This is a genomic window from Halobacillus amylolyticus (assembly GCF_022921115.1).
Classification (GTDB): Bacteria; Bacillota; Bacilli; order Bacillales; family Halobacillaceae; genus Halobacillus_A; species Halobacillus_A amylolyticus.
The window spans coordinates 4,051,436-4,075,534 of sequence record NZ_CP095075.1 but is presented as its reverse complement, the minus strand read 5'-3'; the positions used below and the strand labels follow the sequence as shown (position 1 = coordinate 4,075,534).

Sequence of the window (24,099 nt, the reverse complement as noted above, 5' to 3'; positions counted from 1 at the left end):
AATTAACCATACATACTTTGTTTATGATATAGAAAGCTCACATTTTTAACAAGAGTTATATCTATTTAAACATACGATACTAAGCCATTGTGCTCATAAGTTCTGTTACTTGCTGCCTGTTTAATAGAATATCCCTAGGTTTACTGCCTTTTTGCTCAGAGATAATTCCATAATCCTCCATCTGGTCAATTAAACGCGCGGCACGATTATAACCGACCTTAAATCTTCGCTGTAGCAGTGATGCACTCGCACCATTATGGTCAATAACAAATTGGACAGCTTCCTCAAATAAAACATCTGTTTCTTCTTCACTTGAATGCTGCTTAATCAACTCTTCTTGTTCAAACAGATAGTTAGGCGGGGCAATTTTTTTCACATGACCGGTAATGCGTTCAATTTCATCATCGGAAACAAAGGCACCTTGGATGCGTACCGACTGTCCGGAGCCATTTTCAATGAACAGCATATCTCCTTTTCCAAGCAATTTCTCTGCACCGCCTGAATCGATAATCGTTCTAGAATCGACCTGGGACGAAACACTGAACGCGATGCGAGTTGGAATATTCGCTTTAATTAAACCGGTTATAACGTCCACTGATGGCCGCTGTGTGGCCAAAAGCAAATGGATGCCGCATGCTCTTGCCTTTTGAGCGATCCGACAAATAGAGTCCTCCACATCTTGGGGTGAAACCATCATCAAATCAGCAAGTTCGTCTATAACGATAACGAGGTAAGGTAGTTTGTCAGATCTTCTTCCTTGCTTCAACACCTTTTCGTTATAGCGCTCAACATCTCTTACGCCTTCATCTACAAACTTTTCGTAACGTTCCTCCATTTCTTTCACAGCCCATTTTAGTGCCGTTGTGGCTGCTTTGACGTCTGTGATTACAGGAGAAACAAGGTGTGGCAAGTTATTATATGGAGCGAGTTCAACCATTTTTGGATCAATCAAAAGGAACTTCACATCTTCATGATGGGCTTTATATAAAAGACTAATTAATATTGTATTGATACACACACTTTTTCCAGAGCCTGTTGCGCCTGCGATCAATCCATGGGGCATTTTCTTCAGGTTCGTCACCACTGCACCTCCACCAATATCTAACCCAAGAGCAACGGACAATGGAGAAGAATCCTTCTTAAAAGCATCAGACTCAAAAATCTTTTGTAATCCGACCATTTCTGCCTGCTGATTTGGTACCTCTATACCTACAGCTTGTTTACCGGGTATAGGTGCCTCAATTCGGATATCACGTGCTGCCATACTGAGCTTAATATCATCTGATAAATTGGTGATCTTACTCACCTTTACCCCCGGCTCTGGCTGCACTTCAAACCTTGTTACTGCAGGTCCCTTCATAGCATGGACAACCTTTGCCTTTACGTGGAATTGACGAAGTGTCGTCTCAAGCAGGTCCATCTGTTGTTCTACCCAGGCTTGATCATTTGTAGATTGCTCAACCGGATCGTTTAACAAGTGAAGCGGTGTAGTATATTCCTTGCGTATAGTTTCTTCAGTGTTATTTAATTCTGCCATACTGGTCACTTCAGAAGGTTTTGTCTGCTGTTTGTCATTATTTTCTTTTTGTGGTGTTTTTTTTTGTTGATCTCTAGTTCGTTTATCTCTAGGTGTCATCACTACATTGAATGGTACACGTGATCTCTGTGATGGTGGACGAGAAGGAGACTTTTTCACTTCAGTTTGAGAAGTCGGACGGGTCTCTTCAAGCTCCTTAACTTCTACATCATCCTTTTTCACTTCTGGGCTGGGATCAGATTCCGTTTGCTCCAGCCTTTCATTTTGGGAAGTCTCTTTTACTGGTGCTAATTCCTGCACATGTTCCTCTTGTTTTAGTTCCTGCTTTCGAGTATCTTCAGTCGAGCGTTGATTTGTAGATAATCGAGTTCTTTCTCGTTCTTTACCCGAATCAATTTTGCCACGCATACGTTGTCGAATCTCCTGCCATTGTTCTTCATCATTACGGGCCTGTTCGATATTAAGAGGAGGATTATCAATACTCTGTTCTTTATAATTTAAATCTTCCTCTTTAACTGTGGGCTCGGTCCTAGGGTTATAGCCATAGATCGGTGACGGAACATAACTCGGTGTAAATGGCGTTGAAGAAGTTGTTGGCAGTTTAGGTTTAGGTGAAGAAGTTGTTTTTTTTGCCCCTTTTCCTTGAGAAAAATTTTGTTCCTTGTGTTTTTCTTGATTCCTTTTCTTTGATCTCGTTTTATAAACAGGTTTTTCATTCTCATTTTCATCTGAAGCGTCCGGAATAACAGGGAAGCGAAAATTCCCTGCTTTAGGGTACTTATACGTCATTTTAGTATTAGCGTTTGACTCCTGGCGCTTAGGCTTCTCACCATTTGATGTAGTCCGCGGTTTTACTTCTTCCTCGGAATCAAATAAATTCTTAAATTTATTTTTAAATTCGTTCCACATAATTCTCACACTCTCTCTATGTAAATAATGGGCAGTGGTTATCTTTATTTTAACAGGTTTTTAGGTGAATTTGGTTTACAATACGTTTAAAAAAAGCGTATCACAAAGAAAAAGAAGCAAAGGGCGTAGTTCATAAGTTCCCTTTGCTTCCATATTTATCATTTAAAATTCAAAAGGTTGTCCTTTTTCATAATGTTCATCTAAAACTAAGATTCCTTTTTCCTGTGGAGCGTTTTCTAACTCAAGCTCTTTTGCCGAACAAATCATTCCGCTTGAAGGAACACCGCGAAGCTTGGCGTCTTTAATTTTCATACCGCTTGGCATCACAGCCCCCACCTTGGCCACAACGACTTTTTGACCTTGATCAATATTCGGTGCTCCACATACGATTTGCAGGGCTTCATCGCCTACATCGACCTGACACACACTTAGCTTGTCAGCGTTCTCATGCTGGCTTTTTTCCGTCACATATCCAACAACAAACTTTGGTGATAAATCGAAATCAAGCGAGTCATTTAACTGTTGCTTTGTAAAAAGTGTCCTTGTCTGTTCAAGGATTTCACTTGTCATCATCAGCTTACCTTGACCTTCTAGAGTGAAGTGCTCAGATGCGTTAAAAATATTGTAGCCGAGAAGGGATCCATCCTGCTTATCTGTAATTTTCACTATGTCCCCATGGGATTTATGAGTAGTCGTTAAGCGATCCCCCTGTTTAATTGGGATAATTAAGACATCCCCGACTCCCTCAGGGTTATAAAAAACATCCATTCAATGATCGTCCTTTCACTTTTTCTTTGGTTTTTTTTGAGCAAGGATGAAAATAGGTTCAAGCTGTTTATCTTCATATAGGAAAGACAATGATGTTACCGGAACAAGTCCTTCTGCAAAAAATTTCATCGCCATTTGAGCTAGGATATCATAGCCCTCAGGATTTTTAATATCTGCAAAAATAATAACATCCTGGTGCGGGATACTAATCGCAAGCTCGCCTTCAAATTCAGCTTTTAATTTTTCTAAAAGTACCTCATTCAAAATGCGGCTCGCATCGTAGCCATCCTGTGTAGACTGAAAATAAAAATCATTGCCGTACACCGTATCTTTTTTCATATCAACTGATAGAGATCGCACATTAAAACTTGCGATTTCCTTCATTCGATCAACCGTCCAATTTTCATTCTTCACCATTTCTTCGTCAATAAGCTGATAGGATTTACCTAAGTCTAAGGCATAATAAACCCTTGTCTCAGCCGTATGTTCAGTTGTGACCAGCTTTTTGCCATTGTCGGTCTCTACTGGAAACGAAGCCGCTCTGATAACAGGAAAAATGTGCTGCTCCTTCCCTGTGAGTTCATGTGTTTGGTTCATGATCCTTAATGCTTCTTTTACATGTTCCTCCAGTTCATCAACTGTCTTTTCACCACGATTTTCATATTTAGCAATGACATTTGGAAGAGTGATAGTGATTCCTTTGCCAGACTCCTTCCACTCAACCCTAAACGTATCTTTATCTCGATTAAAAACGGTGTTCCATTCTTCATAATGCAACCGTTCCTCGAGGATTTTCTTCATTTTTATACTCGTCATTTTCATCATTTTTTCCTCCTTTTTTGATGGAAGAAATATTCCGCTATCTATTTTAGCATATCTCACAGGCCAATACACATGATAGTTGTTCGATCAGCTTTAGATAGAAACAAACTGCATATAGCAAAACTTGTTATATATTTATATTGGTAATAAATGCTTCAATATCCTCCTGTGATTTTCGATCCTTACTAACGAAACGATCGACTTCCTCACCTTTATGAAATGCTAAGAAGCTTGGAATTCCAAAAATATCATGTTCAGCACATACGTGAATAAACTGATCACGGTCGACGTGGACAAAAGTCCAATTTCCAAATTTAGATTCAATATCCGGAAGAACAGGTTCGATCACTCGACAGTCCGGACACCAGTCCGCTGAGAATAATAGGATCGTCCGTCCATCATTAATTAGTTGTTTTAATTGACCATCTGATTCTAATGTGATCATTTGTCCACCTCCAAAACTTATTTTAGCACACGTTTACTCATATTCAATTAACATGTCTCCAGGCTTAATCAGACCCCTCTTCCTAAGCCAGGCTGCGATTAAATAACTGATCAGAGCTGGAGCTATGATATGAAGAATAAGGATGATCCCAGCAATCTCCCATGTGAAGCCCATCGTATTAAAGGTCATGATTTGACCAACTAATCCACTCGTTCCCATACCAGCACCTGAAGCATTATTTTCGAGTTCAAGCCAAACTGTAGCGATCGGTGCGAGTAAGGCTCCCGCTACTGTAGGAGGCACTAGAATGATAGGTTTTTTTACGATATTCGCAACCTGTAACATCGATGTTCCGATGCCCTGTGCTAGAACCCCCCCATGCCATTATCTCGGTAACTTATCGTAGCGAAACCAATCATTTGAGCCGCACATCCAATCGTCGCAGCCCCCGCCGCTAACCCATCGATCGATAACATGAGTGCGATAGCCAGACTTGAGATAGGCGCAGTCAGGGCAAGCCCCATTAGTACAGCAACTATCATTCCCATAATAAAAGGTTGTTGTGTTGTTGCCCAATTAATAATTTCTCCAAATCCGGTCATAAACTGGTCGATAGGCGGGCCGATGAACATTCCTGTAAAGAAACCTACTGTTAAGGTTAAAAATGGCGTTAAAATAATATCCAGTCTCGTTTCCTTACTAATTAATTTCCCAAATTCAGTAGCCAGCAAGGCAGAAATGTAACTTCCTGCTGGACCGCCAAGATCTGCCCCGTAGGCTCCACTAAACAAAGCAGCAAAAATGACAAGAGGTGGTGCCTTCAAACCATAAGCGATGGCAACCCCGATCGCTCCCCCCAAATCTTCGTATCCATAGCGAAATCCCCGAGGTCTATAAATTGAGCAAATCCAAGCTGTTCACCTATTGTTTTAATAATTAACCCAATAATAAGTGATGAAAATAATCCAAGCGCCATGTAACTTAATGCTGTAATTAAGTAAGTTTGAACAGATATATGTACACCTTTTTTTTCTAAGAAATTCTTCATGATCTCTCCTTCCCCTCCCTGTGCCGTACCTATTTTACAGTAAGAATTAATATGTGTAAATACAGGTATATACACATTGTTTTAGATCTACATAAAAAGGACTGTTATCCGACAGAGTTTTATTATAATTCTAATTATTTAGTTCTATCATTTAAGATTGTATAGAAATTTCCGATAAGTAAAAAAGGGAGGGATACTATATGAATTCGTTAAGAAGTCGTGTACGATTAATCGTCGTATTAGCTTTAATCAGCTTACTTGTTCTCATAAGCTTTTTTACATATTTCTTTAATAAACAAACAGAGATGGCTGATGAAAGCAGAAAAATTCAAGGAGCACTTATAGCAAGTGAAGAAATCAAATATTTAATGACCGTTGCTTCCCAAAATCAACAAACCTTCTTTGCAAATCCTAGCGATGAAACAGGTGAAACCATTGCTAAATCTATTGCAAATGTAAAAGAAACAGCACGTACATATTCAGATACATACATATCGTACGATGCCGTTTCCAAAGAGTTTACGGCAATTGCAGACCAAGCTATTAAATATGAGGAAGAGCTTGAAACACTAATCAATGCATTCCGTTTGTTAGGATTTTCTGAATCAGAAGGGATGTATAAGTTCATTAATGAATCTTATCAGTCATTTAACAGTCTGGTAGAATCAACAAATCGATCAGGGTTAGAAACAGCTTTATTACAAATGAGGCTTCAAGAACAAGTATTTCTTAATGACCCAACGGAGGAGAATTTATCAAGCTTCAAAGAAAGTTCAGGGACTTTTGAAGAGATTGCAAGGTCCTTAAATTTACCCGAAGAGCAAGCAACTACCCTAGACCGAAACCTACTAAAATATGAGCAATCTTTAAATACGGTCAACAGCACATTGACTCAGGCTACCACCACTCGCTCATCCTTTGAGGAAATTGCTGCTGATGTCTCTAACCACGTTAACCAAGTCATCGCTTTAACAGAAGGTATTAATGGAGAAATTCTGACAGAGCAAAATTCAATGAAGAATTTCATTTTGACTTTATTGTTTATTATCGGTGGGGTGGCTTTATTGATTACTCTAGTTACAGGCTCCCTCTTAGTCCGCTCCATTACAAAATCGATGACAACTCTTAAAGAAAGCGCAATGATAATTGGAGACGGGGACCTCTCCCACCGAATAAGTCTGAAATCCAAGGATGAAATGGCTGAGCTTGGTCACCAATTTAATGTAATGGCAGAAAAAATGGAACGTTCTGTTTGTAAAGTTCTCGAAGCGTCAGGTATTTTAAATAACTCTTCAGACCACTTAACGTCAGTATCTGACCAAACAGCGACACAAGCACAGGAAGTTAATGACGCGATTAACCAGGTAGCTGCAGGATCACAAAACCAGGCCCAAAAAATTGAAGAAACGACAAAACTGATCGAACATGTGTCTGAAGCTATTGTAAACACAAAACAGGCAACAGGAGATATTAACGATCGATTACACAAGGCTGATCAAGTTGGTATCGAAGGCTTAAAAACTGTAGATCAACTTGAACAAACCTCTAATTCGTTTATTGAACTGGCTTCACATATGTCAAGTGAAGTACAATCGGCCTCCAAGCAGTCACAAGAAGTAAATAAAATTGTTGCTACAATTGAGGACATTGCGGACAGTACCGATTTGTTAGCACTCAATGCGGCAATTGAATCAGCTCGGGCAGGTGAAGCTGGGAGAGGGTTTGCTGTTGTTGCAGATGAAGTAAGAAAGCTATCGGAACGGTCCAAACAAGAAGCTGGAAGAATTCACGAGCTTGTTCTGAATATGTCCAAACAAATGTCTAAACTTTCTACGGATGCAAGGCAATTTGATGACTATCAATCTTCACAAAATAACGCCGTCGTTCAAACCAAAGAAGCCTTTCATCACATATCTACACACGTACAGGATATGAACCATCAAATTAACCAAGTTAAACAAGCTGTAAATGGTGTTGACAGCGTGAACGAGGATGTAAAACAAAAGCTTCATGATATTAGTATTATCTCAGAGGAGGCTGTCGCAACAGCTGAAGAAGTGGCTGCTTCAAGTGAAAACCAGCTGCAATCCATTAGTCAAGTTCATCAAGCAGCTACTGATCTACAAGCTCTCTCACAAGAGTTGTCTTCGGAAGTAAGTCAATTTACAATAAATGAGAATTGGGAGGTAATAAACGATAACGAGGAAACTAAGCTTGACAACTTAATTGGTGAAGAAGAAGTGGTTGAAGGTATGGGTGAATATAACCAAGAAGTAGATTCCTTAAATTTCAAGGAAAATAAGGATTTAAAGGAAGAGGAAGAAATACCATACAACGATGACAGAATGTCTTCGTAAGAGAAAGCCCGCTCCGCCGAGCGGGCTTTCTTATTCTCGAACAAGACTCCCTGAATACTGAACAGAATTTACGATGTCCATCATTTTTTCTGAGTCAGAGGCTAGTTCCCCTTTTTCGGCATATGTCGTAATCTTTACTCCACCAACACTAACTTGAAGCTCATATTCATTCGAATCATTTACAGGCAGCACGCGCACATAGCTAAAACGGCTGTCATCTCTATAGGATTCTAGCAACAAGTTATTTTCCTTTGATGAAGCAACTTTATAATTTAAGCGGCTCGTTTGGTTTTCCATTAAATTAAAGAAAAGAATGTACGTCTGGTTATCACCTCCAGTTAGGATCATATTATTATTCGTCTGTTCTTTAATTTCCATGGAAGTCGGTAAATACAATGAAAGTGCCTGGCCATTGAAATTTGGTTTAACATCACTATGTTTAAATGCTTCCTCAGAAGCTTCTTTTGTTTGAAAAATCGCTTCTTTTTCGGATAACATCTTACCACATCCGCTAGAAAAGCCTAGAAGCAGCGTTAAAAGAAAGAAAAGCATCCCCTTCCTAAAATACATGTTACATTTCCCCCAGTGTCTTTTTTTGTCTAATCATATAATACTATGCCCTATCATTTTAACAAGTATCAAAATTATCCAATATAAGCTCGAATTCTGGACAGAAAACCATGTTTAGTAACATACTAGAACTAGATACTAAGATTAGGAGGGGTTTTATGGAACTAACTGTGTATTTAGCTGGACAAATTCATGACAATTGGCGCGATGAGATTAAGGAAAAAGCCAAGAAAGAAAGCATGCCGATTGACTTTGTTGGACCACAGGAAAATCATGCACGATCTGACAGTATAGGTGAAGACATCCTCGGTGAACAACCTGGGAAGCTTTATAGGGATGATGCTGCTTCAAGTGTTAATAACTTCAGAACAAAACTTTTATTATCTAAGGCAGATGCTGTAATTGCCTTATTCGGTGAGGATTATAAACAGTGGAATACGGCAATGGATGCAAGTCTTGCTATACAAGCGAGTAAACCATTAATCCTAATTAGACCCGCGTCCCTTATCCACCCATTAAAAGAGTTATCCAACCAGGCTACCATTACTGTGGAAACGGTTGAACAAGCTTTAGAAGTGCTAGCCTACGTTTATGAATAATTGAAGCAACATCTCCTTTGAAATTAGAAACGAAGCATCCCCCGTCGGTGATATTGATAGGAGGATGCTTTCGTTTTCTTTTCGGTATTAAAAGTAAACTTTAGAAAAGAGGATGAATTCTATGGCTACTACTTTAAAAAATAATCTACTGAAGTTAACTGAATACACTACTGACTACGAGCAGGCTGTTGCAAGCTTCTATCTTCCCAAGCAACAACTACAATTTACCCGTTATCCTATAGAGAAAATAACTGACCCAGCCCTCTCGGAAAGTACCCATCATATTCTCATAGTAAATGAAGATAGGCCAGTAGGTTATTTTGCGTTAGAAGATGGAGGCAAACTGTTCAAATATACGAACAATCTTCAAGCTAGACTGCTAACTTGTTTCTCAATAGATTCAAGATATCAAGGTAAAGGGTATGCCAAAAAGGGACTAAATTTATTACCAGCATTTATACTTAATCATCTTCATCATATTAATGAGGTCGTTTTAGGTGTTAATGAAAGAAATAAACCGGCTATAAGTTTATATAAGAAAGTTGGTTTTATTGATAACAACGAGATCCTTGTCGGGAAAAAAGGTCCACAGCATATATTACATTTAAGGGTCTAATTGCACGGACCATTTTTTCATATTGGCACCTGTAATTCACCAACTTCGTCATTAAATTGAGAATCAGATTAAATCTGATTCTTGATCAAGTCAACGATGTTCCTTTACTAATCCGAACAAGTCTTTGTCGATCAATTCATTTATTTTTTCCTTGGTTAAACCTATTTCCCGAAGTATTTCTACTGTATTTTCCCCTCGCTTCCCGCCAATGGATTTGTATTTCTGCTTATAAGCAGTTGACTTAATTGGGGATGCGATTTGTCTTTGGAATGTCCCATCAGATTTAGGGACGTCTACAATCATATTTCTTGCCTTTATTTGTGGGTGTTCAATAGCCTCGGAAAATTTAAGTACAGGTTCTACACAGGCCTCGATGTCTTTAAAAATAGCAACCCATTCATCATAGGTTTTTTCCAGAAACGCTTCTCTAACTGCTTCTTTAAAAAGCCGTTTTTCTTCAGACCCTGTACCTTCTGCTAGGTCAATCAGATGAGAAATACCCAATCCTTTGCACAATCTTTTTCTAAAAGGGGGTTCGAGGCTTCCCACTGAAAAATAACGCCCATCCATCGTTTTATAGTAGTCATAAAAGGTTCCACCATTCAGTTCTGTTCCTTCAGGTTTTGGCTCAACCCCACCACTTGATAAATAGCCTGGACCAAACATTGCATTTAATGCAAAAGATGAATCCGTCATACTAAGATCAATGTATTGTCCCTCTCCGGTGGACCCACGGTGGATTACTGCTGTCAAGATAGCAATGACACTATGTAAAGACCCACCTGCTATATCCGCAATCTGTATTCCCATTGGAGCAGGACGCTCGTTTTTGCGTGCTGAATATTCGGCTATTCCTGCAACTGAAAGATAATTATTATCATGTCCTGGGCGATCTCGATACGGACCTGTCTGACCGTAACCTGTGAGTGAACAATAAATTAGCTTTGGATTCGCTTCCCTAAGCGTTTCGTAGTCTAACCCAAGCCGTTCCATTACACCGGGGCGAAACTGTTCCAGGACAATATCATAATCTTTAACTAGCTGCTTAACTAACTCAACCGCTTCTCGTTTTTTCAGATTCAGGCTAATAGATTTCTTAGAGCGATTCAAATGTTGATGTGTCGCCGAATCCTCACCATCCAATGGTTCAAGCTGTCTAATAAAATCCGGTAAATCAGGTGATTCTACTCGTAAGATCTCCGCGCCCAAATCAGCCAGCATCATCGTCGCGTATGGACCAGGTAATAATTTGGAAAAGTCTAGCACTTTCATAGAATTTAACAATCTGATCTCACCTCTCCCGAAAATCCATCAAAACTTTGAAACCATTAAGAAAAGAAAAAATTAAGCTACCTGCACTCAATTGATTATCGACAACAGGTAGCCCTGCAATTATTATTGTCTGAATCATTCGAAGCCAAGGGGTTTGCATATCTCTATAAATTACCTAAGTCCTTCGAGATTCATTAATTTTAATTTACTTTCTTTGGCCCTCCCCAGTGCATTTCCCTCAAACGATATTTTTGTAGTTTACCGGTAGCTGTTTTTGGTAAAGACTCTACAAACTCAACTTCCCTAGGTGCTTTAAAATGAGCCATTTCGGATCGGCAATAGCTAATAATCTCCTCTTCACTCACGTTCGCATTGGCGTGCAGGACAATAGTTGCCTTTGGAGTTTCACCCCATTTATCGTCAGGAATGGCAATAACAGCTACTTCTAGCACATCCGGATGTTTATACAACACTCCTTCGACCTCTGTGGAAGAAATGTTTTCTCCTCCGGATATGATCAAGTCCTTGGCACGGTCTCGTATTTCAATATATCCATCTGGATGGGTCACTGCCAAATCACCGGTATAGAACCATCCTTCTCTAATTGCCGCTTCAGTCTTCTCCGGATCCTTGTAATATCCATCCATCACTACATTCCCGCGGGTAATGATTTCTCCTAATTCCTTGCCGTCCCAAGCAACCTCCTCCCCGTCTGGGTGGACAACCTTCGTTTCTCCGTTAAAAGCTAACTCAATTCCTTGTCTTGCCTTTATAGCTGCCTGTTCATCTGCCGACTTTGAATCCAATTCTTTTTTCCACTCACAATAAAGAATGAATGGTGAAGTTTCCGTCAGACCGTAGACATGGATCATATTCAATCCAAGAGTTTCCTGTGCTTTTTGAATGAGGGCAGCAGCTGGAGGGGCTCCTGCTGTCGCCATGCGCGGGCGTGTTTTGATCTCCGTTTCTTTTGCCTTGGGATCATTCACGAGCATATTAATAACAGTCGGAGCGCCACATAACAGTGAGATATTCTCCCTTTCGAACAAGCTGAGGATCAATGAAGGATCCACCTTTCTCAAACATACATGGGTCGCGCCAGCAGCTGTAATAGCCCAGACGCCACCCCAGCCGTTTGCGTGAAACATCGGTAACGTATGAAGATAAACATCGTCATGGCTGACACCAAGGTGATACATAAAATTTGCCGAGTTAAGGTAATTACTGCGGTGGTTTAACATCACACCTTTTGGCTTCGATGTCGTCCCACTAGTATAATTCAATGTTAAAAGCTGATTTTCATCTATTTCCACTTCAGGTGGAGCGGTACTTTCCGGAGCATGTTGGAGAAATGCCTCATAATCCACCCCTTTTAAGGAGGTCTTTTGTTCTGCCACAGAAACAATCACAATCTGTTCCAGGGAAAGCTTATCCTCGATTTCCTCAATCGGTCCACTAAATTCTTCATCGACAATTAACATTTTTGAGTCACTATGATTGATGATGTACTCTAAATCCTCTGCTGATAATCGATAATTTAAAGGTACCATTGTAGCACCAAGTTGGCAGATCCCATAAAAACATTCCAACATATAATGAGTGTTAGGCATCATTACCGCAATGTGATCGCCCGCTCGGATACCTGCTACATGTAATGCAACCGAGAGTTGGTCCGAACGTTCTCCAAATTCCTTGTACGTAAACCGCTTTTCTCCATCGATAACTGCAGTTTTTTCAGGATAATATTTCACCGCCCTGCGTTTCCAATCAAGTGGGGTTAAGGAAGAAAACATATGCTACAACTCCTTCTAGAAATTTGTTTGAATATTCCGTTATTTTTTAACGCAAAACTTCACGTATGGGTAAAAGATAGTGCCCCATTAAAAGCGAAATCCCGGCCTTCTATAATTACTTCTATTCAAAGCCTTACAATTCCTGCTGAAGGATGAGGATAGGTCTCTTAAATACAAAATATTAAATTAATAGATTTATTGCTTGATTAACTCCACATGCACAAATCGTCCTGAGCGTGTTTGAAAAGGTACCCCTGGGGTTACAGGAATCAGTTCGTTATAAATCGGTCCATCAAAAACAAACGTATGGAACTCTCCATTTTCACCACATGGGTCGACGTCTTTAGGAAGGGAACTAAGGAATTCCTCGTCAAAAGGCTGACCCGCCATTTCAGTTGGAAGTTTGTCAGAGTCTACAGTAGTCACAATTGCCTTAAACCCCTCGGAAATAAACTTCCTTGCGACGGTTAACGTCTCCCTCTCCCATAATGGATAAAATCCTTCCATTCCTGAATTAGAAAGAAGCTGATCTCGATATTCTTTTATATCCTCAAGGAACAAGTCCGCATAAACGATAGTTTGGACTCCCTGTTCTTTGAATAGATCAAACTGTTGCTTAAGCGCTTGCTCGTAATCACTGTTGCCAACCCTTGAAGGCAGCTTCACTTCGTATAGAGGTATTCTCAGGGACTCAGCCTGTGCATGAATAAATTCCCTCTTTACTTCATGCATTGGGAGACGCCCGCTTCCTTCAGAGGTAGTTGCTAATAAACCTTTAATGTGATAATTATCATTTTTCATTAAGTCATAGATTGCAAATGCACTATCTTTACCACCACTCCAAGAAACAATAACGTTCTTCATGCGATCTCTCCTCACAGTATTAGGTACAAATTCAATTAATTTTGTTAATAATTTTCATCGCCAGTAAGTTTCCCGTTCCCCGTTCCCCAAGGCTTTTTTCAACAAAGTGGTTAAAAAAGGGAAATACCGAGCGGCAGAAATAACCCCATAACGACTGTAAGCGACAAAAAGATAACAAAGAAGACCGGCAAGAATTGCGGTGTATCCCCCTTTACTTTATGCATAAAGTACACTTCTATTAAACCAATGCTCCCGACACCTAGAAATACTTTAAATAAGCTTCCCAGAGACACAGGCCGCATGCCAAGAGAGAAACCGCCTGATAAAATCGCCACGATGTAAAGAAAGCGTAAAGTATGATGCAAGATAGTCGCTGCCTTCTTCTTTTGTCCGCTATATAAATGATTCACTATGATCACTAGAGAAATGATCACGATAACTGTCACCAGGTGAATATGAATGAACATCCTATTACCTCACATTCCATACGATAAAACTCTAACACGATTATTTCACTCTGCATATTTCCCTTCAATGTATTTAATAGTTTCATTATACCAACCCCTAGATCTCCTGTATTTATAGATGATGTCTGAATGTTAAATAATAAACCTTATCGAAAACTATTTACGTTAATACACCTTTGAAGATGAAACTGGAAGAGTGAAAAGCTTTTTTTTTGGAAACGATAAGGATGGAATTTTTAAAAATGGGGGTGTAGAGATCGTGGATGATGATTATCGCGAATACAGAACCGGACAAGGTGTACCCGAAAAAGGGGAATACTTATGTCAGTCTGGGGAAAGAGTCAGATTTAATGAAAACGAGGAGTTCCCAGTCTGTCCTGTTAGTGGTGAAGAAACAACTTGGAAACATGAAGATCGTTAGCAAATAAACAAACAAGGGTAACTACCCTTGTTTGTTTACTTCTATAGTAACAAATTTGCATAAAGGGATATCTTTGAACAAGGGAGCCCTAAAAAAGGAGCCTTTTGCACAAATATCCCGATACTCCCAAAACAACTCTTAAAATGGACTAATAACCATTTAATTTTACTCACCTATGTTAGCTAAGAAGGCTCATCCGTGTTTAGCCAAAAGTTCATTAGCAATAAGTCGATAAGATTCAATACGCTCCTCATAACTATGCGTGATAGTGATCATCATTATTTCATCCGCTTGGTACCGCATTTTTAAATCAAAAAGTTTTTGCTTGACCTCTTGTGGATTCCCAATCACCATTCTCCTTCTCATATCATCAATTTTATCTTGTTCATAGCTAGTAAAAGAATACTGTTTGGCTTCTTCCACTGAAGGAACCCCTTTACTGCCTTCACCCTTTGCATGTTGGATATTCCACAGCTGAGTGCTTAGGGCCAGTTCTTCTGCTCTTTCTGTTGTTTCTGAACAGACAACAGAAACTGCAAGAATCGATTTAGGCTGTTTTAATCTGCCTCTGGACTTAAAGTGGTTGCTATAGGTTTTCAAGATGCTTGCGTCAGATTTATCGACCATAAATTGCCCAAATGCGTAAGCTGTTCCATTTTCAGCTGCAAGTACTGCACTTTTTTCACTCGTCCCAAGCATCCAAAGTTCAGGTGGCACGGCTGGAAGAGGGGACGCAGATATTTTTGAATACATCTGATCTGAGGGAAAATCATTATATAAAAAATGACTAAGCTCTTTGAATGTCTCAGGCATTTTTCGAACTTGTTCCAAAAAGTTATTTGAAAGAGCTATGGCTGCTTCAGCAGATCCTCCCGGTGCCCTGCCAATTCCTAAATCAACGCGTTCTGGAAATAAAGTTGTCAGCATATTATACGTTTCTGCAATTCTATAGGGTCTATAGTGTGGAAGTAAAACAGCCCCAGCACCAAGTCGAATATGGCTTGTTTTTCCACCAATGTACGCAAGCATTACCTCAGGAGCGGAGCAGGAAAGTCCTGATATATCATGGTGTTCAGCGATCCAATAACGAGTATAGCCTAACTCTTCCCCAATTTGCGCAAGTTTCATGGATTCTTGTAATGCCTGCCCGGCAGTTGTTCCAGCTGAAATGGGAGATTGATCTAAAATACTGATTTTCATAACAATAATCCTTCTCTCTGTACCAGGGACTAATCACTTCAACCGTCTAAAACCCTATGGCATGAATGTTTTCTGAAAACCAAGTGTTATTCAGCAGCGTCATCCAATCAAATGAAACTTCTCAAACTTACATCTAATCCCTTAAAGAGATCATCAAACTGTTTGATGATCTCTCTATCTTCTATTACACTTCTAATATCCATTGGTGACTATCTACTAGTTTTCCAGTTTGGATCCCTGTAATCTCATCATACAACTTTTTAGATAACGCCCCTATCTGATTATTGTTTATTACCATTTTTCGCCCTAACCAGTTCAGCTCTCCAACAGGAGAAATAACAGCGGCCGTTCCAGCGCCAAATGCTTCTTCCAACTCTCCATCTGCATATGCCTGATACAATTCTTCGATAGATATTTTTCTTTCGACAACTGGTATTTCCCACTCGTTGAGTACTTCAATGATCGACATCCTAGTAATCCCATTCAAAATACTTCCGTTTAATTCTGGGGTTACGACTTCTCCGTTGATTTTGAAAAAGATATTCATACTGCCGACTTCCTCGATGTATCTTTTCTCCAGACCATCTAACCATAAAACATCCGCATTTCCTTCATTTTTTGCTTTAGCTTGCGCTTGGTAACCAGACGAATAATTTCCTGCTGTCTTTGCGGTACCCGTACCACCTTTCACAGCTCTGGTAAATTGCTCCTCTACATTGATACTGACAGGTTTTATGCCCCCGGAAAAGTAAGAACCAACAGGCGAGAGAATAATCATAAATTTATAAGATTGCGAAGGTGCTACAGAAAGGTTCGTTTCGGTTGCGATAATAAATGGACGTATATAAAGGGAAGTTCCTTCTGTTGTCGGAATCCAATCTTGCTCAAGACTAACCAACTGCTTAAGATAATTCATAACGCTTTCTTCATCGATAGCTGGGATACTCAGTCGCTCACTTGAAAGATTGAGTCTTTGCAAATTCTTATCGGGCCTAAACAATAGAATACGATTGTCTTCTGAGCGATAGGCTTTCAAACCTTCAAATACAGTTTGCCCATAATGAAAAATCATGGAGGCAGGATCTAAAGTTATCGGCTCATAGGGAACAATACGAGGGTTATTCCACCCTATATCAGCTTCATAATCCATGATAAACATGTGGTCCGTAAATGTTTTACCAAAAGAAATCTGATCCGTTTGTGGTTTCGACTTCTTGTTCGTGCTCTTTACGATTTCAAGTTCTTTCTCATTCATTTTTAGGCTCCTTATATTGTATAGTTTAGGTCATTTCGTTTTTAAACTAAATCGTAATCCTATGATCAACTTAAATCCACTAATTGAGAAGAAGTTATAGCCTTTATTCTATAAAAAGAACATCCCTTCTTTAACAAAGAGGATGTTTTTAAGATCGATTACACAACCATTGACCTTTTAACAGTTTCACTACATGTTTAAACATTTCCTCGCGCTGCACTAAACCTTCTGTGAAAACACCAATTGCGCCTTCATGTTTTCTTACGTCCGTTTTCTGTGTGTAAGCATCGATTAAATCACCAAGCTCTCTGCCTGTTTGTAATCCTTTTTTAATTTCATCAGGGAGTGGTAAACGTGCACCGCTAGCTTTATAAACATTTTCTTTTTGATCAATAAGGGCTCCCCAGTTACAAAGATACAGCTCATCTTCTATTTCCATCACACCGCCTTCTAAACCGATGCCAATGTCACTTTTCTTTATAGCTGCGCATTCGCGTGCGCGATTAACTGCCCCTTCTAATGTCTCTTGATCAGAAAAAGGTTGAGCAGCAACCTTAGATTGTGCTTCAACCCCAACGACTTCATCATCTATAAAAATCTGCTTTACAGAATCGATCTTTGTCGGGTTGAGTGAACCTATATAAATTCTCACAGGTGATGACACCTTCCTCATTAAAAAGTTTCATTTTCTAGGATAGCACAAAGCCACACCAAGTAAAATACGAGCCAGGTGCGGCTTTATGCTAGTTAACTGTTATACATTTGATCTAATTAAATCAACCGTATTTTGATCGGTTGATTTCACAAGTTTTACAATCAGCTCTTTTGCGGCTGCATAATCATCAATATGAATCATAGAGGAAGAGGTATGGATATACCTTGAACAAATCCCGACAACAGCCGATGGAACACCATTATTCGTTGTATGAACACGACCTGCATCTGTTCCCCCTTGGGACACAAAATACTGATAGGGGATATCGTTTGTTTCGGCAGTATCGAGAACGAATTCCCTCATCCCACGATGCGTCACCATCGATTTATCAAGAATACGTAAAAGCGCTCCTTTGCCTAATTGACCAAATTCTTTATCATCGCCGCTCATATCGTTAGCTGGAGAGGCATCGAGGGCGTAGAAAATATCAGGATCGATCATTTGAGAAGCTACCTGGGCACCGCGTAATCCAACTTCCTCTTGTACAGTTGCTCCGGAATACAACTGGTTGGATAATTTCTCTCCTTTTAGCTCTTTCAATAATTCTATAGCTAGACCACAGCCGTAGCGATTATCCCAGGCTTTCGCTAGAATTTTTTTGTCATTGGCCATCGGCGTAAACGGACAAATAGGCAGAATCGACTGACCTGGCTTAATGCCAATCGCCTCCGCATCATCTTTATCATCTGCCCCAATATCGATGAGCATATTTTTCATTTCCATCGGCTTTTTCCGTTGCTCTGGTGTTAAGTTATGAGGAGGAATCGATCCGATCACACCGACGACAGGACCTTTATCCGTCAGCACCTGGACTCGCTGTGCAAGTAATACCTGGCTCCACCAGCCACCTAATGGCTGAAAGCGAATCATCCCGTTTTTAGTAATTTGTGTCACCATGAAACCTACTTCATCCATATGACCCGCAACCATCACCTTAGGTCCTTTTCCATGGCGCACACCAAAGACGCCGCCTAAACGATCCTGTATGATTTCATCTGAATAACTTTCCAATTCCTTTTTCATAAAATGGCGTACGTGATGTTCATTGCCAGGTGCGCCCGGAAGTTCAGTAAGTGTCTTAAACAGATCCTGTGTCTCTTGATTCATGTTATGTACCTCTCCTTTTTAATTGTCTATACTATAGTTTAACGAAAAAGTGCGAACGTTTCTACAAATCAGTTTTTTTCTTTTTATGATTTCCTTTTAGAAAGAAATTCTAGTATACTGGGTAACAGAATAAAGATTTGAGGTGAGTGAACTATGAATTGGAAAAAGGTTGCAATAGCTGCAGGTGTTGGAGCATTTGCTGGTTATGTCGTGAAAGAACAAGTGGCAAACAAACAGGGCGTCACTCCTGAAAAAGCTTTAAAAATTGCTAAGGAAGCATTCAAAAAGCAAGGACCTATTAGCGGTTCATGGATTTACATGAAGCCCGAAGAACTCAACAAAAATGGAATCAACTATGAAGTTTATCGTGGCGGGATTTCTAAAAACCAAGATGGTGAAACCTCCCAATACGAATTTTTCATTGACTCCGAAACAGGAACAATCATTGATGTAGCAGAAGAAACTGCATAGTATCTGCCTAAAGCTATAACTTAGAAACCCTGCACTAATTATTATTATTTAGTGCAGGGATTTCTTTTATTCATAGGCACGTGCCGTTCTATCTGTTTTGTCGACTACTTCCCCATGCTGATCAAATTTCAGTGCACGGTAATGGGCATCATGGTAAAAGACATACCATGCCTCTTTCCCATATCCATACTCCATCCATTTCTTCTTTTCATGAACAGATGTAACTGGATAGTCATCATAGGCAAGGGCCCAAAGAACATTTTGGTGAGCATGGGTAGGCATGATGTCTGCCATATGAATAAACGTCTCCTCTCCATCTTCAAAGACAATAATGGAATGTCCGTCACTATGACCGCTCGTATGAATCATTTGTAAGCCTGGCAAAACGTCAATAGAATCCGAAAATGTATGTACAAGTGATTCTACTGGTTTCCAGTTCGCTTCCCAGTACGTATTTCTAGATCGAATGTTCGGATTCTTCATTTCCTGCCATTCGGTTTCATTCGTATAAATCTTCGCATTCGGAAAAGCTGGAACAAGTTGCTCCTGATCCCACGCTGTCAAACCACACGCATGATCAAAATGTAAATGGGTCATTAACACAAGATCAATATCGGCACGAGTTAAATCCAGTCCTGCTAGGCTTTGGTCAATATTTGACTCTTCAAAAACCCCATAATTTCGTTTTTGCTTATCGGTAAACTTACCATTACCTATACCGGAATCAATGATTAAATTTTTCCCATCGACTTGAAGTAAAATCGGATCAGTCCGAAGTTCAATTTGGTTTTTATCATTTACAGGATATTTGCGACTCCATAGTGGCTTAGGAACGACACCAAACATTGCTCCGCCATCCATATGAGTGACTCCGCCATTTAACCACGTCAATTTAGCTCTGCCAATTTTCATTGTTTCCAAAACATTCTCCTCCTCCACTTCGTTCTGAAGCTATTCTATCATAGGGGAGGTAATTATTGAAAACGTTACCATGAATTAAAACGAGCTGTGCAACGATAAATCGGCTGTCCTTTAGCAGAGAATTTCTCCTCATATTCAGTTTGTACATTCAGGGGATCCTCTAATGCATGGAGATCTAAGGAGACATCCTCTAAAGTCATGCCGTATTGTGAGAAGCTTGCAAGAGAGTACTCAAACAGTCCACGGTTATCCGTTTTAAGTGTCACCGCTCCGCCCTGTTTTAACACATCTTTATACTGGTCTAAGAAAGCGTGGAACGTCAATCTTCTTTTCTCGTGACGGCTTTTCGGCCATGGATCAGAGAAATTCAAATAAATGTGATCAATTTCATTTGTAGCAAAAAGATCACGTAAGTCCTGTGCATCCTCGTTTATCAGCCGTATATTTTCCGTTTCCGCATCAAGGACCTTCTTTAACGCACCTACGATTACACTTTTGACACGCTCAAGACCTATAAAATTAACCTCAGGGTGCTGCTTGCCCATCCCGGCAATAAATTGTCCTTTCCCTGAACCTATCTCTAAATGCAATGGCTGGACTCTATTAAATGCTTCATTCCACTTGCCTTTCCAATCAAATGGGTTTCGAACAACAATATGACTGTTTTCATCCATATAGTCATCCGCCCATGGTTTATGTCTTAAACGCATTTGTAGAAATTCCTCCTTATTATCCGTTAAAAGCTTACCATGAAAAAGAGGTGTTGTTAAAGTTTTTTATGATTATGAAGAAAACAAGTGTATGTAAGCTTATATAGCTATAATAGTGATTATATAACAGATATATTTAGACCACCATGACTTACTCGGCCACAATCTGTTATATCAAGAAAATCGACTGTTGGGTTGTAAGCGCTTCCTGCTATATGATTGTAAACATGATATGAGCTTGAACTGGAAACTCAAAAAACGGCATAGGAGTGAGTATGAATTAATGAATCTAATTCGCGGAATTATTGAAATGACTGTACTTGCCACGTTCTCTGTACTATTTGCAGGATACGCTTTATTTATATACCCATTTGAAAAGCTAAACGAAAAAATGAGCTCAGAAGTACGTGAAAAGAAACTGAAATATTCAGCTCTTTCTCAGTAAATAGTTAATTCAAAAAGACGTTGTCCGGCATGCCGGCAACGTCTTTTTTACTCTATAAAGACTGTAGAAGGACTTACACCAGGAGTTCTAGTACAAGTCCTTCTAGGCAGAAATAATTTGATAACGGATCATCATTTGTTTCAGCCTGCCCATTCTATTTTCAGCTTCCTGATATTCTCCCCGCATCATATGCCATTGAATAAAAGCCAAAGCCTGAGAAACGGCATACCAAGTCATTCGTTTAAATAAATGCGAACTTGGCTTCACGCCATATTGATGGAGCCATTTGTTCCAGTCTTCCTCTGGGATGTAGGAATATAACAGCATACCAAGATCTAATGCTGGGTCGGCCACCATCGCATTGTCCCAATCGACCAAATAAAGTTGGTCTCTAGATGATAGCAGCCAATTATTATGATTCGTATCACAATGGCATACGACATGATAATTAAATTCCACTTCAAGGACATGTTTTTCTAGATATGAAATGGCTTGATGCATTTCAATCCCGGGTTCTACTTGTCCTAATATCTTTTGATTTTCGATAATATCTTTTAAAACTTCTTGGGGGTAAGTGGATGTTTACCTAGTCTCATAAGCATATCCAATAATTCGGAGGAATGGTGGATTTTACTAAGCAACTCGGCAACCCTTGGATGCTTCATCTCTTCTGTATTCAACTCTCGACCCTCAAGCCAATCCTGGGCTGTGATTACATCCCCGTTCTCTAACCTCTTCGTCCAAATTAGCTTAGGTACAATTCCTTCAGCAGAAAGAACAGCAAGAAAAGGTGAAGAGTTACGCTTTAAAAATAAACGTTTCCCTTCGTTCTGGGCATAATATGCTTCACCTGTGGAACCTCCAGCAGGTGTAATTGTCCAATTGTTTCCTAATATGTGCTCCAACCAGTTCACCTTCAATTCCTCAAATCTTCCTGTGATGGATTACGTTTTCATCTTCTATCAATATATCCTATATAACAAGAATTTTATAGTTCGTTACTATCTCAACAATAAGACACCTTTTAATAGATTAACGCAAAAGCCAGTCAGCTTTCAAGGAATATCTTATTAAGTTTTAAATAATACGTTCTTGTTCAGCTTTTTAAATCACACTCTTTCACTTTCCATGCTGGCTGATCAAGAGAAGAAACAGCTCCAATTTTTATATGTGCTATTCTTATAATTGATTCTTAGAATCATCCAGTTCCCATTCGGGCCTTTTCACTGCTAGTGTTTTTGTATGGCGGATGAGTAAATCTGCCACTTTCAATTGATTGTGTTTCAAAGGGGAACTCAGCTTCCTTTTCTCTTCTAACCATCCAGTGTAGGATGCTTTATCTATGTAACTTGTTAAATAAGATGCTTTTGGTCCATCAAATGAATGTGAAGGTGCCAAAACTACTTTACGGAAAGGAAAATCAAGATCATACGACCGCAAGACACTTTTCACAAACGTCTCTGTTCTTTTTAACCCATGCATTGGGCTGAACATCTTGGTACGAATCCCTCTTTTCTCTACATGCCAGCTAGATTCACTAGAAGGATATATAGTCGTAACGTCCGGCACATCTAAGACAGAAATGATTTCAATTTCGTGTGGGCCAATTAAGATGACCTCCGCCTCCACTGGAACCGTCTTGATTTCAACAATGGGATGATACATAACCAAAAAAGTATCAGGCAGGCGTTGCAAAAATAACTTTAAGTTTTCATCCTCATGTATAGATCCATCAACAAACGATTTCTTTTGCAATGTCGTGGTAGCCCATTTGATTTGGAAAGGGAGCAGCCCATCAAGAAAATACTGTTTTAGTTCAAGCATCGTTGTCGGTGTCCACGCTTCTTCTTCGATAGCTTCGACATGATGCTCTACTTGTCTCTTCCTTAAAAAACGAAGCCAGGGTTTATCCTTTCTATCTTCCTCTAAAGGAATTTCCTTCTTCTTCTCGCGCCCTTGCAGCTCCCCTTGCTCCCACAGTTGCTTTATTTTCGTCCAATTTTCCTGCTTTAGACGAATATATTTGCTGGGATATTGGTACATATTCGTTTCGTACCTCGAAATATAGTCCTGCAGTTTAATTAACTGAGCCATTTAGGCTTCACCTCCACTATACAGGTTTACTTCGCATACAACCTCATACTTAGGGGATTGCTGCGGGTGAATTTGATAGAGGCAAAAACGATCAACGTCCATAGAATAGGTTTTTAAAAAGTGGTCATTAACCTTCTCAGCCGACAAAGGAGACAGTCCGCTAACCCACTTTTTCGCCAAGGTAATATGCGGCTTATACGTTCTATCTTCTTTCTCAAAACCCACCTGTTCACAAAGTTGCTCAATCTCTTTTTTAATTCTTGCCAAGGGAGAGGCTTCTTTAACTGATAGATGAAAGACCCTTGGTTGGTCCTTCTTTCCAAAAGAAGCTGCAGGTCCGAGCTCTAGTTCAAATGGGTCAGGCCACGATTTTTTTTGCAGTTCCTTTTCGATGGCTGCCAGTTGCTCCGTTGTGCAGGCACCTAGAAATTTCAGCGTAATATGAAAATCTTCAGGGTGCGTCCATGTTTTATAAGTCATCTCCTGCCGTAGTATCTTTTGTAAATCTGCAAACTCATCTTGTTTTTCTTTTTGTAAAGGGACCCCGATAAAATAGTGATTAGTCGCCATCACGCAACACTCCTTTTCATAGAAACTGGTGACTATTACGAATAACTGCAACTATGCCAATCCCTATAGAAACTTATTATTGAGAAAAAGCCATACATTCCTTGAACACTCCAAACATCAATA

The 24,099-nt window shown here is 39.7% G+C and carries 23 protein-coding genes and 2 pseudogenes; 6 read left to right on the top strand and 19 right to left on the bottom strand.

Going from position 1 to position 24,099, the window contains the following annotated elements; all coding sequences use genetic code 11:
* Window positions 1-79 precede the first annotated feature (79 nt).
* The 5 genes and pseudogenes from MUO15_RS20495 to MUO15_RS20475 form a co-directional block, all read right to left on the bottom strand.
* Window positions 80-2,446 (bottom strand): DNA translocase FtsK, encoded by a 2,367-nt coding sequence (locus MUO15_RS20495; RefSeq protein WP_245032305.1) that lies wholly within the window; start codon window positions 2,444-2,446, stop codon window positions 80-82.
* A gap of 162 nt (window positions 2,447-2,608) precedes the next feature.
* Window positions 2,609-3,214 (bottom strand): YtpR family tRNA-binding protein, encoded by a 606-nt coding sequence (gene ytpR / locus MUO15_RS20490; RefSeq protein ID WP_245032303.1) that lies wholly within the window; start codon window positions 3,212-3,214, stop codon window positions 2,609-2,611.
* 15 nt (window positions 3,215-3,229) lie between these two features.
* The gene (locus MUO15_RS20485) at window positions 3,230-4,036 is read right to left on the bottom strand and encodes a DUF1444 domain-containing protein (protein ID WP_245036118.1); all 807 of its coding nucleotides are present in this window, start codon (window positions 4,034-4,036) and stop codon (window positions 3,230-3,232) included.
* 127 nt (window positions 4,037-4,163) lie between these two features.
* Window positions 4,164-4,481, bottom strand: coding sequence for a thioredoxin family protein (locus tag MUO15_RS20480; protein WP_245032301.1), 318 nt, complete (start codon window positions 4,479-4,481; stop codon window positions 4,164-4,166).
* Window positions 4,482-4,514: 33 nt separating this feature from the next.
* Window positions 4,515-5,529: pseudogene (locus MUO15_RS20475) on the bottom strand (PTS transporter subunit IIC).
* A gap of 200 nt (window positions 5,530-5,729) precedes the next feature.
* Here MUO15_RS20475 and MUO15_RS20470 point away from each other — a divergent pair.
* Complete coding sequence (locus MUO15_RS20470; protein WP_245032299.1) at window positions 5,730-7,886, top strand: methyl-accepting chemotaxis protein; 2,157 nt, start codon at window positions 5,730-5,732, stop codon at window positions 7,884-7,886.
* Window positions 7,887-7,916: 30 nt separating this feature from the next.
* On the opposite strand, the gene MUO15_RS20465 is transcribed toward MUO15_RS20470, so the two are convergent.
* Window positions 7,917-8,456: a hypothetical protein gene (locus MUO15_RS20465; RefSeq protein WP_245032298.1), complete on the bottom strand. Its 540-nt coding sequence runs from the start codon at window positions 8,454-8,456 to the stop codon at window positions 7,917-7,919.
* 158 nt (window positions 8,457-8,614) lie between these two features.
* On the opposite strand from MUO15_RS20465, the gene MUO15_RS20460 reads away from it, so the two are divergent.
* Both MUO15_RS20460 and MUO15_RS20455 read left to right on the top strand, forming a co-directional pair.
* Window positions 8,615-9,055, top strand: coding sequence for a YtoQ family protein (locus MUO15_RS20460; protein ID WP_245032296.1), 441 nt, complete (start codon window positions 8,615-8,617; stop codon window positions 9,053-9,055).
* A gap of 121 nt (window positions 9,056-9,176) precedes the next feature.
* The gene (locus MUO15_RS20455) at window positions 9,177-9,671 is read left to right on the top strand and encodes a GNAT family N-acetyltransferase (RefSeq protein ID WP_245032294.1); all 495 of its coding nucleotides are present in this window, start codon (window positions 9,177-9,179) and stop codon (window positions 9,669-9,671) included.
* 90 nt (window positions 9,672-9,761) lie between these two features.
* On the opposite strand, the gene MUO15_RS20450 is transcribed toward MUO15_RS20455, so the two are convergent.
* The 4 genes from MUO15_RS20450 to MUO15_RS20435 form a co-directional block, all read right to left on the bottom strand.
* Window positions 9,762-10,955: a CaiB/BaiF CoA transferase family protein gene (locus MUO15_RS20450; RefSeq protein ID WP_396266278.1), complete on the bottom strand. Its 1,194-nt coding sequence runs from the start codon at window positions 10,953-10,955 to the stop codon at window positions 9,762-9,764.
* A 188-nt stretch (window positions 10,956-11,143) separates the two neighbouring features.
* Window positions 11,144-12,736, bottom strand: coding sequence for a long-chain-fatty-acid--CoA ligase (locus tag MUO15_RS20445; protein ID WP_245032292.1), 1,593 nt, complete (start codon window positions 12,734-12,736; stop codon window positions 11,144-11,146).
* A 195-nt stretch (window positions 12,737-12,931) separates the two neighbouring features.
* Window positions 12,932-13,600 (bottom strand): Dph6-related ATP pyrophosphatase, encoded by a 669-nt coding sequence (locus tag MUO15_RS20440; RefSeq protein WP_245032290.1) that lies wholly within the window; start codon window positions 13,598-13,600, stop codon window positions 12,932-12,934.
* A 110-nt stretch (window positions 13,601-13,710) separates the two neighbouring features.
* Window positions 13,711-14,067 carry a DUF1516 family protein gene (locus tag MUO15_RS20435; RefSeq protein ID WP_245032288.1) on the bottom strand — a complete coding sequence of 119 codons (357 nt, stop codon included), beginning with the start codon at window positions 14,065-14,067 and terminating at the stop codon, window positions 13,711-13,713.
* A 259-nt stretch (window positions 14,068-14,326) separates the two neighbouring features.
* On the opposite strand from MUO15_RS20435, the gene MUO15_RS20430 reads away from it, so the two are divergent.
* Window positions 14,327-14,488 (top strand): hypothetical protein, encoded by a 162-nt coding sequence (locus MUO15_RS20430; RefSeq protein ID WP_245032286.1) that lies wholly within the window; start codon window positions 14,327-14,329, stop codon window positions 14,486-14,488.
* Between the two features lie 192 nt (window positions 14,489-14,680).
* Here the strand turns inward: MUO15_RS20430 and MUO15_RS20425 are convergent, their stop codons facing one another.
* From MUO15_RS20425 to MUO15_RS20410, 4 genes are all read right to left on the bottom strand, one after another.
* On the bottom strand, window positions 14,681-15,688 hold the full coding sequence (locus MUO15_RS20425) for an LLM class flavin-dependent oxidoreductase (protein ID WP_245032284.1): 1,008 nt from the start codon (window positions 15,686-15,688) through the stop codon (window positions 14,681-14,683).
* 184 nt (window positions 15,689-15,872) lie between these two features.
* Complete coding sequence (locus MUO15_RS20420; protein ID WP_245032282.1) at window positions 15,873-16,943, bottom strand: branched-chain amino acid aminotransferase; 1,071 nt, start codon at window positions 16,941-16,943, stop codon at window positions 15,873-15,875.
* Window positions 16,944-17,091: 148 nt separating this feature from the next.
* Window positions 17,092-17,595 (bottom strand): DUF84 family protein, encoded by a 504-nt coding sequence (locus MUO15_RS20415; RefSeq protein ID WP_245032280.1) that lies wholly within the window; start codon window positions 17,593-17,595, stop codon window positions 17,092-17,094.
* Between the two features lie 102 nt (window positions 17,596-17,697).
* Entirely contained in the window at window positions 17,698-18,765 is a 1,068-nt protein-coding gene (locus tag MUO15_RS20410) for a M42 family metallopeptidase (protein ID WP_245032278.1), read from the bottom strand.
* A 153-nt stretch (window positions 18,766-18,918) separates the two neighbouring features.
* Here MUO15_RS20410 and MUO15_RS20405 point away from each other — a divergent pair, with 153 nt between their 5' ends.
* The gene (locus tag MUO15_RS20405; RefSeq protein ID WP_245032277.1) at window positions 18,919-19,236 is read left to right on the top strand and encodes a PepSY domain-containing protein; all 318 of its coding nucleotides are present in this window, start codon (window positions 18,919-18,921) and stop codon (window positions 19,234-19,236) included.
* Window positions 19,237-19,302: 66 nt separating this feature from the next.
* Here MUO15_RS20405 and MUO15_RS20400 read toward each other — a convergent pair whose 3' ends face one another.
* The gene (locus tag MUO15_RS20400) at window positions 19,303-20,157 is read right to left on the bottom strand and encodes a YtnP family quorum-quenching lactonase (RefSeq protein WP_245032276.1); all 855 of its coding nucleotides are present in this window, start codon (window positions 20,155-20,157) and stop codon (window positions 19,303-19,305) included.
* Window positions 20,158-20,222: 65 nt separating this feature from the next.
* Window positions 20,223-20,867, bottom strand: a complete 645-nt coding sequence (gene trmB / locus MUO15_RS20395) for a tRNA (guanosine(46)-N7)-methyltransferase TrmB (RefSeq protein WP_245032275.1) — start codon at window positions 20,865-20,867, stop codon at window positions 20,223-20,225.
* A 283-nt stretch (window positions 20,868-21,150) separates the two neighbouring features.
* On the opposite strand from trmB, the gene MUO15_RS20390 reads away from it, so the two are divergent.
* Window positions 21,151-21,312 (top strand): hypothetical protein, encoded by a 162-nt coding sequence (locus MUO15_RS20390; RefSeq protein ID WP_245032273.1) that lies wholly within the window; start codon window positions 21,151-21,153, stop codon window positions 21,310-21,312.
* A 102-nt stretch (window positions 21,313-21,414) separates the two neighbouring features.
* Here MUO15_RS20390 and MUO15_RS20385 read toward each other — a convergent pair.
* From MUO15_RS20385 to thpR, 3 genes and pseudogenes are all read right to left on the bottom strand, one after another.
* Window positions 21,415-22,217 (bottom strand): annotated as a pseudogene (locus MUO15_RS20385) (phosphotransferase).
* Window positions 22,218-22,491: 274 nt separating this feature from the next.
* Entirely contained in the window at window positions 22,492-23,406 is a 915-nt protein-coding gene (locus MUO15_RS20380; RefSeq protein WP_245032271.1) for an NERD domain-containing protein, read from the bottom strand.
* On the bottom strand, window positions 23,407-23,976 hold the full coding sequence (thpR, locus tag MUO15_RS20375; RefSeq protein WP_245032269.1) for an RNA 2',3'-cyclic phosphodiesterase: 570 nt from the start codon (window positions 23,974-23,976) through the stop codon (window positions 23,407-23,409). It lies immediately after the preceding gene.
* Window positions 23,977-24,099 lie beyond the last annotated feature (123 nt).

What these genes read in the sequence shown, in the direction of transcription:
- MUO15_RS20495 (WP_245032305.1), bottom strand. Translation starts at nt 2,446, where the DNA reads ATGTGGAACGAATTTAAAAATAAATTTAAGAATTTATTTGATTCCGAG.
- ytpR (WP_245032303.1), bottom strand. Translation starts at nt 3,214, where the DNA reads ATGGATGTTTTTTATAACCCTGAGGGAGTCGGGGATGTCTTAATTATC.
- MUO15_RS20485 (WP_245036118.1), bottom strand. Translation starts at nt 4,036, where the DNA reads ATGAAAATGACGAGTATAAAAATGAAGAAAATCCTCGAGGAACGGTTG.
- MUO15_RS20480 (WP_245032301.1), bottom strand. Translation starts at nt 4,481, where the DNA reads ATGATCACATTAGAATCAGATGGTCAATTAAAACAACTAATTAATGAT.
- MUO15_RS20470 (WP_245032299.1), top strand. Translation starts at nt 5,730, where the DNA reads ATGAATTCGTTAAGAAGTCGTGTACGATTAATCGTCGTATTAGCTTTA.
- MUO15_RS20465 (WP_245032298.1), bottom strand. Translation starts at nt 8,456, where the DNA reads ATGTATTTTAGGAAGGGGATGCTTTTCTTTCTTTTAACGCTGCTTCTA.
- MUO15_RS20460 (WP_245032296.1), top strand. Translation starts at nt 8,615, where the DNA reads ATGGAACTAACTGTGTATTTAGCTGGACAAATTCATGACAATTGGCGC.
- MUO15_RS20455 (WP_245032294.1), top strand. Translation starts at nt 9,177, where the DNA reads ATGGCTACTACTTTAAAAAATAATCTACTGAAGTTAACTGAATACACT.
- MUO15_RS20445 (WP_245032292.1), bottom strand. Translation starts at nt 12,736, where the DNA reads ATGTTTTCTTCCTTAACCCCACTTGATTGGAAACGCAGGGCGGTGAAA.
- MUO15_RS20440 (WP_245032290.1), bottom strand. Translation starts at nt 13,600, where the DNA reads ATGAAGAACGTTATTGTTTCTTGGAGTGGTGGTAAAGATAGTGCATTT.
- MUO15_RS20435 (WP_245032288.1), bottom strand. Translation starts at nt 14,067, where the DNA reads ATGTTCATTCATATTCACCTGGTGACAGTTATCGTGATCATTTCTCTA.
- MUO15_RS20425 (WP_245032284.1), bottom strand. Translation starts at nt 15,688, where the DNA reads ATGAAAATCAGTATTTTAGATCAATCTCCCATTTCAGCTGGAACAACT.
- MUO15_RS20420 (WP_245032282.1), bottom strand. Translation starts at nt 16,943, where the DNA reads ATGAATGAGAAAGAACTTGAAATCGTAAAGAGCACGAACAAGAAGTCG.
- MUO15_RS20410 (WP_245032278.1), bottom strand. Translation starts at nt 18,765, where the DNA reads ATGAATCAAGAGACACAGGATCTGTTTAAGACACTTACTGAACTTCCG.
- MUO15_RS20405 (WP_245032277.1), top strand. Translation starts at nt 18,919, where the DNA reads ATGAATTGGAAAAAGGTTGCAATAGCTGCAGGTGTTGGAGCATTTGCT.
- trmB (WP_245032275.1), bottom strand. Translation starts at nt 20,867, where the DNA reads ATGCGTTTAAGACATAAACCATGGGCGGATGACTATATGGATGAAAAC.
- MUO15_RS20390 (WP_245032273.1), top strand. Translation starts at nt 21,151, where the DNA reads ATGAATCTAATTCGCGGAATTATTGAAATGACTGTACTTGCCACGTTC.
- MUO15_RS20380 (WP_245032271.1), bottom strand. Translation starts at nt 23,406, where the DNA reads ATGGCTCAGTTAATTAAACTGCAGGACTATATTTCGAGGTACGAAACG.
- thpR (WP_245032269.1), bottom strand. Translation starts at nt 23,976, where the DNA reads ATGGCGACTAATCACTATTTTATCGGGGTCCCTTTACAAAAAGAAAAA.